Genomic DNA, 16,324 nt, shown 5'->3' on the forward strand with positions numbered 1-16,324 from the left:
ATAATATGTCGGGCTATTTATTTCGTAAAGACAAAATACTGTTCATGTATTTAAAACCTGCAACCTGAAACCTGAAACCTAAAACCTACCCTCACTGCAGTTTCATTGTCTCCCCGTCAGATTATTTCCTGAAACCTGAAACCTCCCTTAACTTAACACATCAATAAGTGCGTAACGTCAGTTATTAAAACCAATCATCATCATCATTCCAATCATTTTCATAGGGGATTTCTCTATCTTTACTTACACGATAGCCTCTTTCTGGGGGATAATCAGGAGAGCGACGGGAAGGAGTGCGGGGAGGGGGAGTGGGACGAGAAACACTGCTACCACTGTAAGGGGTATTACTCGCAGGAGGGGGAGAATAGGGATCTCGATAATCTCTACGGGAATCACGACTAGGGTTCACTTTACCACCATAAAGAGTTGTATCAGGGCTATTGCGGTAAACATTCCGACGATCGCGCGGATTATAGTCAAAATCGTCGTCATCATCACCGATAAAAGTTTTTTTGATGGACTCGAAAAAGCCTTCTTCCTCATCGTTATACTGCAAACGGACTTCTCGATTTAATTCATATAAAACATCTTCTAAATCCGCTTGAGAACGATCTAAACGGCGATCGTCATCTTGTTCTAAACTATCTAATATCTCCCGACAAAGATTATCTATATCTCGACGGTAAGGATTAGTGAATTGACTACCAAAGTCGAGGGTAACTTCCCTTAGTCTTCTTTGTGCTTGATCTGTCAAAGCCTTTGCCCGATTACGCTTTTCGACGCGATCGCGCCTTTCCCTATCTTCTCTAGCAAACTCATCAGCTTCTTGAATCATGCGATTAATTTCTGACTGAGAAAGAGTAGAAGCTCCTTGGACAATAATACTTTGTTCCCTACCAGTGGTTTTATCCCTCGCAATCACCTGCAAAATACCGTTCGCATCAATATCGAAAGATACTTGCACTTGAGGTACACCCCTAGGTGCAGGAGGAATACCTGTTAATTTAAAACGCCCCAAAGATTTGTTATCCGAAGCCATTTCCCTTTCACCCTGTACCACATGGATTTCCACCGAGGTTTGATTATTTTCTGAAGTGGAGAAAACATCTGATCTTCTTACAGGAATAGTTGTATTACGAGGTACAAGTTTTTTGGTTACTCCTCCAATGGTTTCCACACCAATAGATAGAGGGGTCACATCAAGGAGTAATATGTCTTTGACCTCTCCAGACAAAATTCCTGCTTGAACCGCCGCTCCCACCGCCACAACTTCATCAGGATTAACATTTTGATTAGGCTCGATGTCAATAAAACTCCGTACTAATTCCTGCACCATCGGGATACGGGTTGAACCACCTACTAATACCACCTCATCGATTTGCACAGGGGACAATCCTGCGTCTTTTAAAGCCCGAATAATAGGACGACGGAGACGGGATACCAAATCTCCGCATAATTCTTCAAATTTCGCCCTAGAAAGTGTGGTTTCTATATGTTTAGGTCCATCTTCGGTAGCCGTAATGAAGGGTAAATTAATCTCTGAGGTGCTGACCCCTGACAGTTCTATTTTTGCTTTTTCCGCCGCTTCTGTTAACCTTTGCAAGGCTTGGCGATCGCGCCTTAAGTCCACTCCCTCTGTTTCTAAAAATTGCTCCGCCAAGTAGTCAACAATTTTCTTATCAAAATCATTCCCCCCCAACTGAGTGTCACCACTGGTTGCCCTTACCTCTAAAACTCCGTCTCCCACCTCAAGGATAGAAACATCAAAAGTACCACCTCCCAAATCAAAAACCAAAATCTTCTCACTACTCTTTTTCTCCAAACCATAAGCTAAAGAAGCCGCCGTTGGTTCATTAACAATTCTTAATACTTCTAAACCAGCAATTTTACCGGCATCTTTTGTGGCTTGACGTTGGCTATCATTAAAATAAGCAGGTACAGTAATTACCGCCCCCGTTACTTCTTCTCCTAAATACCTTTCCGCCTCCTCTGCCAGTTTACGCAAAATCATCGCCGAGATTTCTTCGGGGGCAAACTCTTTTTTGAGACGAGGACAACGAATTTTAATATTATCCATCTCATCACGGCGGATAGTGTAAGGAACACGTTTACTAGCTTCACTCAATTCACCGTATCTTCTCCCCATGAAGCGCTTAATACCATAGTAAGTATTTTGAGGATTCAATACCCCTTGTCGTCTTGCCATTTGCCCAACCACTAACTCACCATCTTTGTTAAAACCTACCACAGAGGGAGTGGTGCGACTACCTTCGGCATTGGCAATTACCAGAGGCTTCCCTCCTTCCATAACAGCTACTACTGAGTTGGTTGTACCTAAGTCTATACCTACGACTCTTCCCATTGCTAGTTTTTTTCTCCAGTTTGTTGCACTACTGCGCCCCGTTGAGGCTTTTTTCTAATTTACTATGTAATCGTATCTATTTTACTTAGATCTTGCACTAACTTCAGAATACTGAAATCTTGTTCTTTAAGAAAAACATCTCAGTTTTTAGGTTTCAGGTTGCAGGTTGCAGGTTTTAGGTTAAGAAAAAATAATTAATTTTTAATTCCATCTCTCTTTCCCTTCATCTCCCCTCCTCTTCTTTCTCTCCAACACTGCGAACTAAGATAACCTCAGTTTGGTTTAAGAATACCCGATAAGGTTAGGTGTCAGGTTGCAGGTTGCAGGTTGCAGGTGGTAGGGGTTTTTAGCAAGGGGCTTAAGCCCCTTGTTTAAGTCAGTTTGCATTAAGGCAATTTTATCGTTATTTCTAAGAAGCTATAAGGTTTTCTGACTACGAGTTGGGATGCTTTCAGCTTATCCAAAACTCAGGTTAAGATAACATGATATTGAGTTATACTTTTTTTGTTGTTTTTTATAATTTCTGTGCCTCCCTCTGATTCTATGGATTTATTGACTATTGCGACTCAAGCTAAAACATCCGCTCACCATCTTGCCACTTTATCGGAATCTGCTCGGAATACTGCTTTAAATGCGATCGCATCTGCTTTGACTGAGCGGAAAGAAGAAATTGTGAAAGCAAATGAAAAAGACTGTAGTTTAGCTGAAAATAATATATCTTCTGCATTATATGCCCGTCTCAAGTTGGGAGAATCAAAATTACAAAGTGCGATCGCTGGTGTTAGAGATGTGGCAAAATTAAGAGATCCTTTAGGTAGTATTTCCCTGAAACGAGAATTAGATCAAAATTTGGTTTTAGAGCGGGTATCTTGTCCTCTCGGGGTCTTAGGAGTAATTTTTGAAGCCCGTCCAGAAGCCTTAATTCAAATTGCTAGTTTAGCGATTAAATCTGGCAACGGGGTTATTCTCAAAGGGGGAAAAGAAGCTCTGCACACCTGCACTGTGTTAACAGAAATTATCCAAAAAGCCTTACAAGAAACGGAAGTTAATCCTTATACAGTGCAACTTTTGACAACTAGAGAAGAAATAAAAGCCCTTTTAGATTTAGATGAATATGTAGATTTAATTATTCCTCGTGGTTCTAACGAATTTGTCCGCTACGTGCAGGAAAATACCAAAATTCCCGTTTTAGGTCATGCTGATGGAATTTGTCATCTATTTATCGATGAATTTGCTGATTTACAACCAGCCGTCAAAATTACTGTCGATGCAAAAACTCAATACCCTGCCGCTTGTAATGCTATCGAAACTCTACTAATCCATGAGAAAATCGCATCTCAATTTTTACCTGCCATTGCCCAAGCCTTAGAAGAAAAAGGAGTAAAACTGAAAGGAGATGAAGCCACCCGCAAAATTATTGACTGTGAAAAAGCAGTAGAAGATGATTGGCGGACTGAATATAGCGATTTAATTCTCGCACTTAAGATTGTAGATAGTATAGAAGATGCGATCGCACATATAAATAAATACGGTTCAAAACACACCGATGGTATTGTAACAACCAACTTAGATAATGCGGAGAAATTCTTAAATGAAGTGGATTCAGCAGGAGTGTATCATAACTGCTCAACGCGCTTTGCTGACGGTTTCCGCTATGGCTTTGGTGCAGAAGTAGGCATAAGTACTCAAAAAATGCCTCCTAGAGGTCCCGTGGGTTTAGAAGGCTTAGTCACATATAAATACAAATTAAGAGGACAAGGACAAATCGCCGCCGATTATAGTGGTATCAATGCTAAACCTTTCACTCATAAGGATTTAGATTTCAATTAGTCATTAAGATAAGGCAACAGGCAAAAGGCAAAAGGCAAAAGAGTTCAATTAACACGCTTCCCTAACACCTTAATCCCTAAACACCCCAAAATCCAAATACCTCAACCTCTCAACAACCTCACACCTGCAACCTGATACCTGATACCTCTTTCCTAAATCTTAACTCTCTAAACCTTTTTGTCAGAAAAACTTGATTTATGAGAGCGTATCTTGCATAGTGTAAAGAATTTAACCTAGAATTAATGTTAAATATGTAATCTATGAACAAAAATTAATCTTCTAATCTGTGGGTGACTCTAAAATGAAAGTATAGATACAGTCGCAGATTCGTTGAGAGAAATAAGATATATGGTAATTTCTAACACTACTTCCCCTGTCAATTTGTCGTCTTCTGATGTAGTCCCTATCAAGTGTACAGGGGCTTATGCTTTAATGGATAGTCTTTGCCGTCATGGGGTAAAGCATATTTTTGGTTATCCCGGAGGGGCTATTCTTCCTATTTATGATGAATTATACCGCTTTGAGGCTAAAGGCGAATTGCAACATATCCTTGTCAGACATGAACAAGGGGCGGCTCATGCGGCGGATGGTTATGCTCGTGCCACTGGTAAAGTTGGGGTTTGTTTTGGAACTTCTGGACCTGGAGCAACCAATTTAGTGACTGGTATCGCCACCGCACACATGGATTCTATTCCTATGGTTATTATTACAGGGCAGGTGACCAGAGCGGCTATTGGCTCTGACGCTTTTCAAGAAACTGATATTTATGGTATCACCTTACCTATTGTTAAACATTCCTATGTTGCTCGTAATGCCGCCGATATTCCTTGGATTATTGCCGAGGCTTTCCATATTGCTAGTACAGGCAGACCCGGTCCTGTGTTAGTGGATATTCCCAAAGATGTGGGTTTAGAGGAGTTTTACTATCAACCTCTTAACCCCGGAGAGGTAAAATTGCCGGGTTATCGTCCCACTGTCAAAGGAAATCCCCGCCAAATTAGTGCGGCTTTGGATTTGATTAGTGAAGCAAAACAACCGTTACTTTATGTTGGGGGCGGTGCTGTTTTATCTAATGCCCATGCTCAAATTAAGGAATTAGCTGAACTTTTCCAAATTCCTGTAACTACTACTCTAATGGGTTTAGGTGCATTTGATGAACACAGTTCTCTTTCTGTGGGGATGTTAGGAATGCACGGCACTGCCTACGCTAATTTTGCGGTAAGTGAGTGTGATTTACTAATTGCTGTTGGTGCGAGATTTGATGATCGAGTAACGGGTAAATTAGATGAATTTGCTTCCCGTGCTAAAGTTATTCATATTGATATTGATCCTGCGGAGGTGGGTAAAAATCGTCGTCCTGATGTGCCTATTGTGGGGGATGTGCGTCAAGTTTTAGAGCAAATGTTGCAACGGGCAAGAGAATTAGATTTACCCAACACAGATGGCTTAACTCAAGATTGGTTAAAACGCATTGATAAATGGAAAGAAGATTATCCTTTAGTTGTACCCCATCCGGAAGACGCTCTGTCTCCTCAAGAGGTTATTGTGGAAGTTGGTCGTCAAGCACCTCATGCTTACTATACAACTGATGTAGGACAACATCAAATGTGGTCAGCACAATTTTTGAAAACAGGTCCTCGCCGTTGGATTTCTAGTGCAGGTTTAGGCACTATGGGTTATGGTTTGCCTGCGGCTATGGGGGCTCAGGTTGCTTTAGCCGATGAAGATGTTATCTGTATTAGTGGCGATGCTAGTTTCCAAATGAATTTACAGGAGTTAGCTACTTTAGCTCAATACAACATCAAAGCCAAAACTGTTATTATCAACAATGGTTGGCAAGGTATGGTTCGTCAATGGCAGGAAACTTTTTATGGAGAACGTTATTCTGCTTCTAATATGGCCACAGGAATGCCTAATTTTGAACTCTTAGCTCAGGCTTTTGGGGTCAAAGGTATTACTGTTCGTAATCGTGATGAGTTAAAAGGTGCGATCGCATCTATGTTGGAACATGATGGTCCTGTGTTACTAGATGTTCATGTTAAGCGGGATGAAAATTGTTATCCAATGGTTGCTCCGGGTAAAAGTAATGCTCAAATGTTAGGTTTACCGAAAAAAGCACCAGAAAAACAACATTTAGAAGTACAAGTTTGTACTAATTGCGGTACTCGTAACTCTGGAGAAAGTAATTTTTGCTCTGAGTGCGGCACAAAGTTATAATTCAAAGTTCAGGGAATTGAGGAATAGTCGGAAATAAATAAGTAATAAGTAATAAGTAATAAGTAATAAGTAATAGGTGAGAAGAAATTTTAATTAACCTGAGTTTTGGATAAGCTGAAAGCATCCCAACTCGTAGTCGGAAAACCTTATAGCTTCTTAGAAATAACAATAAAATTGCCTTAACCAGAACTGACGTTAATTAACCTGAAACCTGAAACCTGAAACCTAACACCTCTTAAATTATTCATTGTTAATTCTTTATGTTATTTAATCAATCAAAATTGCTTCTTACTATTGGTTGTTTTGGCTTACTTTCAATGCAACCAGTTTTAGCACAAGAACAAATGTTAAAAACGATTACTGTTACAGGAGAGGGTATAGAAAGAATACCTACTACCATTGCTAATGTACAGTTAGGGGTTGAAATCCAAGGAGAAAATGCTTCTCAAGTTCAAGAGGAGGTAGCCCAAAAAAGTAACTCTTTAGTAAACTTGTTAAAATCTCGTTCTGTGCAAAGACTGCAAACTAGCGGTATTCAATTAAGTCCGAATTATAGTTATAACGATAATCAGAGAAAATTAATCGGTTATGTTGCCACTAATCTTGTTAGTTTTGAGTTACCCATCGACAAAGTTGGTGCTGTTTTAGATGAAAGTGTCAAAGTGGGTGCCACTCGTATTGATAATGTGACTCTCTCCGCCGAAGAAGATGCGATCGCATCTGCTCAAGAAAAAGCCTTAGTTAAAGCAACAGCATCGGCACAAAAACAGGCAAATGTTATTTTACAAACCCTTAACTTAACAGCTCAAGAGATTGTGACTATTAATGTTAATGGGGCAAATAGTCCTAATCCTGTAATGATGCCCAAAATGCGTAGTGCAATGGATGCCAGTGTCGCTAATACCCCTGTTGTTGGTGGCGAACAAACAGTCTCTGCTTCTGTAACTTTGCAAATTCGTTATTAGCAGTAACAAATTTTAATTAACCTGAGTTCGAGATAAAATTCCCTAGTTATGGTGAGGCAAGGGATAAAGATAATTAACAATTAGTAATTAGCAATAGACAAATTTCTGGAAGTGGAGCGATAATTGGGGTTTGCAGTTGGAAATCAAAATTCTTTTCAAACAAGGGTTTTAAATATAATGAAATCAGAAAAAAGTGTAGAAAAATAGTCTTTTGTCGCCAAAGAATCCATATTTTTAAGGCGAGTGAGCATCAATTATCACAAATGATTTAGGATTGCTATATAAGTTCTGATTTTATAACGTAGGTAGATGGCTTTTATATTAATAAAAGGAAGATTTCATGTAGTTGGTTATTCTCCAGATGGCGATTCCATTCGTTTTCAAGCATATAATTTAGAACATTGGTCAAAATTACAAGGTATCTCTCCTGAGTTGAATGAAGAAAATCATGCACAGATAAGACTAATAGGAATTGACAGTTTAGAAACTCATTTCCGTCAGTGTCAACAAAGCGTAAAATGGGCTTTGAACGCCGCACATTTTCTCCTAGAATCATTAGAAATAGACGAGGTTAAATGGAACGAAGAAAAAAATATAATAATCTCCGCTCAAGACAAAATAGAGGGTTTTATCCTAGTAAAAAAAACAGATCAACATGGTCGTCCTTTAGCATTTGTTTTCAAAGGTGAAATAGATCATCCTGATGGAGAAGAATTTTTTTTACCAATTAATTTATTTTTTGAATCAGTCAATTATCAAAGTCTTTTATCAGGGCAATCTTACCCCACTTATTACAGAGGAATTGCACCAACATTAAGAAAAAAAATGACTTGGGCAGTTAATCAAGCAAGAAAAAACAAAAAAGGTTTGTGGGAATTTGATCTAACTAATCATGGATTTAATGTTTGGGATCTTTTCGACGAAGAAAAAACAGTAATTATTCTCCCTAAGTTATTTCGACGTTTAGTTAGTTATTTAGAAACAAGTGATAATTTAGATTATTTTAAACATTCAGTAGTAAAATCAGAAAAAGTACTAATATTACCAAATAAAAGAAAGAAACTTTTTCGAGATATTATCATTCAGGATGAACATTTTTTTAAGTTATCAGAACTACCAGAAGATTTAGTTTATCTATAACCAAAATTTTATAATAATGTGACTTTTCTAAAGTGGTTATGATAAATTGGCAGAAAATAACTTCTATCATGTTTATAAATTTTTATGGTTCTTCTACAGTGGTTATGATAAATTAATAAAAAATAACTTCCATAACCTTTATTTAATAGTGTTTATAGTAAAAAAAACTAAAAGTTTATAAATTATTATTTAATAATCCCCTATTGCCTCTTGCCTCTTGCCTTTCAGCCTACCCTAACTAATAATTTACATACTCAAAGTGATAGAGCCATTATTATTTAATAATTGCCTGTTGCCTACCCTAACCCATAATTTACATACTCAAATTAACAGAGCCATATTCATTTAATATTCTTATGCCGAACTGAGGTAAAAAATAAAGGTTCTTTTACAGCACCTATGACAATAGAAAATAATTTATATAAATCATACTGTACAGAGATTATAGCAAAACAAAAATTAAAAGTTTATCAACTATTGTTAAATAATTCTCTTTTTCCCTTCTCCCCTTCAAAGGGAAAATACGGTGGTTTCCCTCTCCTCAAACAGGGTTTTTTCAAAGTCAGGGCAAAATTATCTTGCCCTCACTCCCAACCCCTCTCCCACAGTAGAGGGGAGCGTTTTTTCTTAATAATTGATTAATTAATACTTAAAAACTCCTGTATCTGTTACTATTTGTTAGTTTCAAAAATTGACATTTTTGAGAATGAAAAAACCCTGCTCCTCAAATCCGCTACCTAAACCAATAATTTACATACTCAAAGTAAGAGAAGCAAAATAAATTAGCAACGATAAATTGCATCTGATATGATCAAGGCTTAAACCTAACAAAAAATAGATAAAAATTATGAAAAAGACCAATATTAGATTATTTTTAAGTTTATTTATTAGTCTGAACTGGGTAACAGTTGGTTGCGGTTTACTAGGAACAAATACAGAAGATTCAGGGAATAACGCTAATACTACATCTGGTGCAGAATCCCTGAAAGTAGGAACATTATTACCCATTACGGGAGATTTATCTTCCATCGGTCAAAATATGCCCACTGCTGTGCAATTAGCTGTGGATACTATCAATGCTTGTGGTGGCGTGAATGGTCAACCTGTAACTTTGGTGAAAGAAGACAGTCAAACTGATCCAGTTGCGGGTAGTGCGGCAATGACAAAATTAACGGAAGTTGATAAGGTTGCAGGAGTTGTGGGCGCTTTTGCTAGTAGCGTTTCTACCGCCGCTTTAGATGTGGCAGTCAGAAATAATGTCATGATGATTTCTCCCGGTAGTACCAGTCCTATATTTACACAAAGAGCAAAAACAGGGGATTTTAACGGTTATTGGGCGAGAACTGCTCCCCCTGATACTTATCAAGCACAAGCCTTAGCGGCTTTAGCAAAAAAACAAGGGTTTCAAAATGTTTCTACTGTTGTTATTAATAATGACTATGGAGTAGCATTCGAGCAAGAATTTGTTAACTCTTTTCAAGATTTAGGAGGTACAGTACTAAATAGCAGTAATCCTGTACGATATGATCCCAAAGCTGTAACACTAGATAGTGAGGCAAGTGCAACTTTTGCCAATAATCCCCAAGCAGTGGCAGGTGTTTTATATGCAGAAACAGGTAGTTTGTTGTTACAAGCGGCTTTTAAACAAGGTTTAACTAACGGGGTAACTGTATTACTTACAGATGGGGTTTATTCAGAAGATTTTACAAAACAAGTAGGAAAAACAGCAGATGGTAATTCTATTATTGCAGGGGCATTAGGCACAGTACCGGGAGCAGATGGAAAGGCATTAGAAGACTTTAAGAATTTATGGGCAGAAAGAACAAATAATACACCAATCACCGCTTTTGTTCCTCATACTTGGGATGCAACTATATTGTTGATGTTGGCGGCACAGGCGGCGGGAGAAAACTCTGGTGAGGCAATTAAGGGTAAAATTCGAGAAGTGTCTGGCGGTGAGGGTACAGAAGTAACTGATCCTTGTCAGGCGATGGAGTTATTACGTAATGGGGAACAAATCAATTATCAAGGGGCTAGTGGAAATGTTGATATTGATGAGAATGGTGACGTTGTGGGTGTTTATGATGTTTGGCAAGTGCAACCTGATGGAAGTATAGAAATTATTGATAAGGTTTCTCCGATTGTTCAATAGACTCTTTGACTATAATCGACATTTTAAGGGCTAAAGCCCTTAAAACAAAACGTTGACTAACCTTATCTTATAGAAGTATAGGGATAAGGTTAATTAGTATGATGAATTATTTTTTTTTATCCATGACAGATAAGCGTAAATTAAATAATTTTTGTTCTATTTGAGGTGGCAAATAGGTAAAATAAATTTTGAAAGAACTATCTTCTCTATTGTTTATGACTACCTTTCCATAAAAATCATCTGGATAAGCCCAATTGGTGAAGTTTAGTTTTAAATTATCTAATGGATTAGGTAAAAATTTCTCTTTACAATTAGCCTGAACTATTGCCCCTATTTCAATATCTTTAATAATAATTTTGGCTATTTTTCCTTGATAAATATCTTCTGTAATGTCTTTGTCATTGAGAGGAGAGTATTTGATTTTTATTTCTTCATTAATGTCAATAATTTGTTCTTCTATTTCAGGTAAGAAAAGAGAGTATTTACCTTTGATACTGATAATTTTATAAATCGTTATCGGTTTTTTTACTCCTTTCGGGGATACTTCTCTCGTTTCTGCTATTTGTACCTCGTTTCTAAGACTGTGTAGGGTTTTTTCTGAAATTAAAATTTCTCTACCTTTGGTATAAGATTCGATGCGATAAGTTAAATTTACTTCACTGCCGACAATTCCATATTTAGTTCTTTTTTCTGAGCCAATATTACCGACAACCACTTCTCCTGTATTGATACCAATTCCCATTTTGAGAGGTGAATAACCCCATATTTCAATTTGTTGATTAATTTCTTTCATTGCTAATTGCATTGCGATCGCACAAGCTATAGCCCTGTCTGCATCATCATTTCGACTAATAGGAGCTCCAAATAAAACTAAAATACCATCCCCCATAAATTCATCAATTGTCCCCTGATACTCACTGATTATATTTGCCATGTAACCAAGATAGAAATTAAGAATTTTAACCACTTCTTCAGGGGGTAATTGTTCACTAACTGCCGTAAATCCTCTTAAATCAGAAGTAAGAATTGTTATAGTGCGTCTTTCTCCTCCTAACTTCACTCCTTGAGGACTTTCGAGTAATGTATTGACAATTTCAGTACTTAAATAGCGCCCAAAAGTAAAACGTATTTTAGAGGCATTTCTGGCGGTATAGATAGTTATTCCCCCTGCCACAGCAATTAATCCTGTTAGAGGAGGTAAAAGAGGTATCCACCAGTTAGCAAGAAAAGCAAAATAAACAATAGCGACTAAAATAAATTCTATACCAACAAAAATAACGATTCCTTGACGAAAATTACTAGATTTACGCAAATTCCATGTCACGATCGCACCTAGTAATGTCCAAAAAATAATCCATAAATTTTCTTTAGTTTCACTCCATGTCTTGATTAAAGTGCGACTATCTTGATTTCCCTTGGCACTGTCTATTATCTGGCTAATAATATGACCATGAATTTCTACTCCGGGCATTCTTTGATCTGGAGAGTTAGTATAAGGAGTTAAATGAACATCTTGAAAACTCTCTCCCACAAAACCGATCAGAATAATCTTGTTTTTACCCCAATCAGAAGGAATGCGATTTTCCAAAACATCAAGTAAACTAACGGTGTCAAAGTGATTCACATTATCTCGATAATTAAGTAAAATTTGATAACCGCCACTATCTGCTTGAGCGTAACTACCGTCATTTTTTTCCAAAGGAATAAATACCGTATTGCCTAATTGCCAGTAATTTTTTTCCCCCACAGTAGTCAAGTTAATATTTTCTTTCTGTAAAAAAAGTAAAGCTAAATACATGGAAAGACTGAAAGCCTGTTTGTCAGGTAAAGCTAATAACGCCCGTCTAATTTTGTTATCTGGATCTAAAATGACATCATTAAAACCAATCTGTTTTTTTTCCTTGAGAATCGGATTCGGCTTAACTCGATATTGACGTGTATCCCCCACCATTTTCTCAATACCGACAATATTTTGATTTTCCCGAAACAATTGACTCAGTTTATCTGTACCCGGAGGAATTGGAACATCCCGATAAATATCTAAACCAATGGCGATAGGTTGTTGTTTAAGCAGATTTTGGATTACATTAGCGTAAATTTCGTCGGATATTATCGCACTACCTATTTTTTCTACATCTTCCTCGCCAATCCCCACAATTACTATCCTGTCATCTTGAGGTAGTGAAGTACGCATTTTGATTAATAAATCATAAGCAAATAATTCTAAGGGTTGAAAAAAACCCAAGTAACGGGTGAGAATAATTGCAATACAGATAAGGGGAGTTGCAACCCAAACACCACGCCATTGCCAGAAAAAAGATTGCAACTGTTTTTGACTAATCACTGCTAATGGGGAATAAGTAAATTATTTTATATATTTAATTGTTCTTATTTTATCCTTTATGAAAGATGTTTCAGGGTGTTAGGGGGATAAGGTGTCAGGTTTGACGGTTTCAGGTTTTAGAAGAAAGTAATGAGTGTTCGGAGTTTTTAATTCTTAATTCTTAATTTTTCCGGTTCTTCAGAGTGTGGTTATGATGAATTAAGAGAAACAGGACTTCCATAACCTTTATTAAATAGTGTTTATAGTAAAATAAAAACTAATAGTTTATAAATTATTATTTAATAATCCCCTATTGCCTATTGCCTCTTGCCTTTCAGCCTACCTTAACTAATAATTTACATACTCAAACTGATAGAGCCATTTTTCCTTTGCCCTTTACTGTTTGCCAAATATGATTACTCGATGGGAAATTCCGCAGGATAAACTTTTAGGGTGATAAATTTCCCTTGACGATCGATTCTTATGGGTATTACTTCTCCTATGGTACTAATTTCTACTTGTTCTTGTACATCTTGTGCGGTCAAAACTTCTATATTATTAACATTATTGATTACATCCCCGGGGAGAAAACCCGCTTGAGAAGCAGGAGAATTTTCCATTACTTTGACGACTAATACCCCTTTTTCTGGTACATTTTCAAAGCCCAAATTTTGAGGAATATTGTCATTTTTGATAGTATCTTGGTTAAGAGTAATCATTTGAATGCCGATATAGGGATGAGATGCTTTTCCTGTGGTGTAGAGTTGTTCCGCAATGCGAGAAGCGGTTTCAATGGGAATAGCAAAGCCTAATCCTTGCGCATCTGCCCTGATTGCCGTGTTAATGCCAATTACTTCCCCTCTAGCGTTTAAAAGGGGTCCTCCTGAATTACCGGGGTTGATTGCGGCATCTGTTTGAATAAATTTAACTCTTTTGTCTGACACTCCTACTTCACTGCTAGATCTATCTTTAGCACTGATGATGCCCACTGTGACTGTATTATCTAAACCTAAAGGATTACCAATTGCGATCGCCCATTCCCCAATAATTAAATTTTTTGCTTTACCCAGTATCACTGTCGGCAAATTTTCGGCTGTTATTTTAACCACTGCAACATCAGTCATAGAATCAATTCCTAACACTCTCCCCTCATAGGTTTTGCCACTAGGTAACAATACAGAAACAAAAGAAGTTCCTTCCACCACGTGGGCATTAGTCATAATCAGACCATCATCACTGACGATGAAACCTGAACCTGTACCTCTTTCTGTACGTTCAAAAGGTATTTGCTCTGGGAAAAAATGTTTAAATAAAGGATGTTCAAAATTTTCGGAATTATTAAAAGAAACTTGACGAGTTGCCTCGATTCTGACCACCGCAGGACCAACTTTTTGAGCTACTTCTGAGATGAAATTAAAATTACCTTGTTTTTGAGGTGAAGATTGTTTAAAAGGAGGAAAAACAGAATTAGCAACGGGTTGAAGGGATGTTTCAGGGGGGATGGTATCAGATACAGAAGATTGATTTAAGGTTGCTAACTGACGACTACCCCAAACACCCAATGCTGTACCCATGATTAATAAGCTACTAGAAACGAAAATTTGGCTAATTAATTTATTCATCTAAATTAACTTTAATTAGGGTGTTTTTTAGTTCAAGGGCTTCTCCCAATTTAACATAACTTCAGTTCGGTTTAAGAATATCGGATAAGGTTAGGTGTCAGGTTTCAGGTTTCAGGTTTCAGGTTTTAGAAAAAAGTAATGAGTGTTTGGAGTTTTTAATTCTTAATTCTTAATTCTTCCTTTGCCCATTGCTTATTCCCCATTTCCGATCCAAACTAAAAATCATAGCTTAATTCAGCAACGCTGAAATATTTTCAATTTACTTGGCTAGTGACTTCTTGAAGACTAATAGGAGTTTTATCTCGTAAGTCTAAGATACGATTAGTAATGATGCGATCGCCCTGTTGAATTCCCGATGTAACCTGATAATCTTGCCCTTGAATACCTTGTACTTGAATTGGTACTTGGTGAGCCATCATCGTTGTTTTATCGTCATTAGACTTTCCCTCACGGGCAACAAAAACAAATTTCTGACCCCCTAAACTGGTGACAACATTAGTGGGAACTAAGATGCCAGGTTTTGTATCCCAAATTAAACGAGTTCTTACATATTGTTGATCTTTGAGAGTACCATCATTTTCAAAAGTAATTTTAATATTAATAGACTGATTATCCTGATTGACTAAAGGTGCAATGTAAGTTACTGCCCCTCTGACTCCTACACCACCATCAGTCTTAATAATTTCAACAGGAAGTCCTAAACGAAGATTATCGATATTCTCTGTGGGGATATTCAAATTAAGATGGAATCTTCTATTATTAGTAATCGTTGTTAGTGTTTGTCCTACATTTAGAAAATCTCCAAGTTTAAACTCCTGAAAATCTCCCACTCTACCGTCAATAGGAGCGATAAGTCTTGTAAAAGCAAGATTTTGTTCAATACTTCCCCTATTGCTTTGAGCTTCTTCAATATTTGCCTGAGAACGAGCAACATTAGCTTTTGCTGATTCAACTCTTTCTTGAGCCGCCGCGAAGTTACTTTGAGCCGATTTTAAGGCTTCTTGGGCTGATGCAACATTACTCCTAAAAGCATCAACAGTTTTTCTTTGGGCTTCTACGTTAGCTTTGCTACTATTTAAGTCTCTAGTTTTATCATCTAAATCTTGTTTCGGTAACACTCCTTGTTCAACCAAAAAAACAGACCTTTCATAATTAACTTGAGCTAAATCTAAATCTGCGATCGCACTTTCAAGATTTGCCTCCGCCGTTTTTAAATTAGCTTGGGCGCTACTAACAGAGGCTTTTAAACGAGCAACATCTGACGAACTACTATCTCTTTGAGCCTCAGTCTGTCTTAAATCCGCCAATGACTGGTTATAAGCGGCAACTTGAGCTTGAATATTAGCTGTTGCCGCATTTACATCTTCTTGTTGTTGTTCTGGCTCTAACTCAGCAATTAATTGTCCTCGATTAACTATTGCCCCTTCCTCCACAAAGATATTCATGATTCTACCGTTAATTTTAGGGGCTAAATTAACCCTTTCCACTGCCTCTAAAGAACCAACAAATTCCGTACTATCGATCAGAGTAGAAGAATTTAAAACCGTTGTGGAAACGGGTATTGCTTTCGGTTGAGGTGCAGAACTATTTTCACTGCCACATCCATAAGTTAAAAGTGTGATTAAAGAAATGGAAGTTAACATTTTGTGACGAAAAAAAGTCTTTTTATTCATAAAAATTCATATATATTTGTTGTTTTATAATTGCGTCTAT

The 16,324-nt window shown here is 37.3% G+C and carries 9 protein-coding genes; 5 read left to right on the forward strand and 4 right to left on the reverse strand.

Going from position 1 to position 16,324, the window contains the following annotated elements; translation table 11 throughout:
- Window positions 1-184 precede the first annotated feature (184 nt).
- Window positions 185-2,362 (reverse strand): molecular chaperone DnaK, encoded by a 2,178-nt coding sequence (dnaK, locus tag CYAN10605_RS13765; protein WP_015220555.1) that lies wholly within the window; start codon window positions 2,360-2,362, stop codon window positions 185-187.
- Between the two features lie 525 nt (window positions 2,363-2,887).
- Between dnaK and proA the strand changes: the two genes are divergently transcribed.
- The 5 genes from proA to CYAN10605_RS13795 all read left to right on the forward strand — a co-directional run bounded on the left by proA (window position 2,888) and on the right by CYAN10605_RS13795 (window position 10,666).
- Window positions 2,888-4,192: a glutamate-5-semialdehyde dehydrogenase gene (gene proA / locus CYAN10605_RS13770; RefSeq protein ID WP_015220556.1), complete on the forward strand. Its 1,305-nt coding sequence runs from the start codon at window positions 2,888-2,890 to the stop codon at window positions 4,190-4,192.
- 348 nt (window positions 4,193-4,540) lie between these two features.
- On the forward strand, window positions 4,541-6,409 hold the full coding sequence (ilvB, locus tag CYAN10605_RS13775; RefSeq protein ID WP_015220557.1) for a biosynthetic-type acetolactate synthase large subunit: 1,869 nt from the start codon (window positions 4,541-4,543) through the stop codon (window positions 6,407-6,409).
- Window positions 6,410-6,669: 260 nt separating this feature from the next.
- Complete coding sequence (locus CYAN10605_RS13780) at window positions 6,670-7,374, forward strand: SIMPL domain-containing protein (protein ID WP_015220558.1); 705 nt, start codon at window positions 6,670-6,672, stop codon at window positions 7,372-7,374.
- A 309-nt stretch (window positions 7,375-7,683) separates the two neighbouring features.
- Window positions 7,684-8,514 (forward strand): thermonuclease family protein, encoded by an 831-nt coding sequence (locus CYAN10605_RS13785; protein WP_015220559.1) that lies wholly within the window; start codon window positions 7,684-7,686, stop codon window positions 8,512-8,514.
- A gap of 847 nt (window positions 8,515-9,361) precedes the next feature.
- A complete protein-coding gene (locus CYAN10605_RS13795) occupies window positions 9,362-10,666 on the forward strand; it encodes an ABC transporter substrate-binding protein (protein WP_015220560.1) in 1,305 nt (434 codons plus the stop codon).
- 106 nt (window positions 10,667-10,772) lie between these two features.
- On the opposite strand, the gene CYAN10605_RS13800 is transcribed toward CYAN10605_RS13795, so the two are convergent.
- From CYAN10605_RS13800 to CYAN10605_RS13810, 3 genes are all read right to left on the reverse strand, one after another.
- On the reverse strand, window positions 10,773-13,010 hold the full coding sequence (locus tag CYAN10605_RS13800; protein ID WP_015220561.1) for a CHASE2 domain-containing protein: 2,238 nt from the start codon (window positions 13,008-13,010) through the stop codon (window positions 10,773-10,775).
- 395 nt (window positions 13,011-13,405) lie between these two features.
- A complete protein-coding gene (locus CYAN10605_RS13805; protein ID WP_015220562.1) occupies window positions 13,406-14,611 on the reverse strand; it encodes an HhoA/HhoB/HtrA family serine endopeptidase in 1,206 nt (401 codons plus the stop codon).
- 254 nt (window positions 14,612-14,865) lie between these two features.
- Window positions 14,866-16,284 (reverse strand): efflux RND transporter periplasmic adaptor subunit, encoded by a 1,419-nt coding sequence (locus CYAN10605_RS13810; protein WP_015220563.1) that lies wholly within the window; start codon window positions 16,282-16,284, stop codon window positions 14,866-14,868.
- Between the last annotated feature and the right edge of the window lie 40 nt (window positions 16,285-16,324).

The sequence above is a fragment of the Cyanobacterium aponinum PCC 10605 genome (assembly GCF_000317675.1).
GTDB lineage: Bacteria > Cyanobacteriota > Cyanobacteriia > Cyanobacteriales > Cyanobacteriaceae > PCC-10605.

Bases quoted from the DNA above. Each gene is read 5' to 3' on its own strand.
- CYAN10605_RS13795 (WP_015220560.1), top strand. From the start codon at position 9,362: ATGAAAAAGACCAATATTAGATTATTTTTAAGTTTATTTATTAGTCTG.
- dnaK (WP_015220555.1), bottom strand. From the start codon at position 2,362: ATGGGAAGAGTCGTAGGTATAGACTTAGGTACAACCAACTCAGTAGTA.
- CYAN10605_RS13780 (WP_015220558.1), top strand. From the start codon at position 6,670: ATGTTATTTAATCAATCAAAATTGCTTCTTACTATTGGTTGTTTTGGC.
- ilvB (WP_015220557.1), top strand. From the start codon at position 4,541: ATGGTAATTTCTAACACTACTTCCCCTGTCAATTTGTCGTCTTCTGAT.
- CYAN10605_RS13785 (WP_015220559.1), top strand. From the start codon at position 7,684: ATGGCTTTTATATTAATAAAAGGAAGATTTCATGTAGTTGGTTATTCT.
- CYAN10605_RS13810 (WP_015220563.1), bottom strand. From the start codon at position 16,284: ATGAATAAAAAGACTTTTTTTCGTCACAAAATGTTAACTTCCATTTCT.
- CYAN10605_RS13805 (WP_015220562.1), bottom strand. From the start codon at position 14,611: ATGAATAAATTAATTAGCCAAATTTTCGTTTCTAGTAGCTTATTAATC.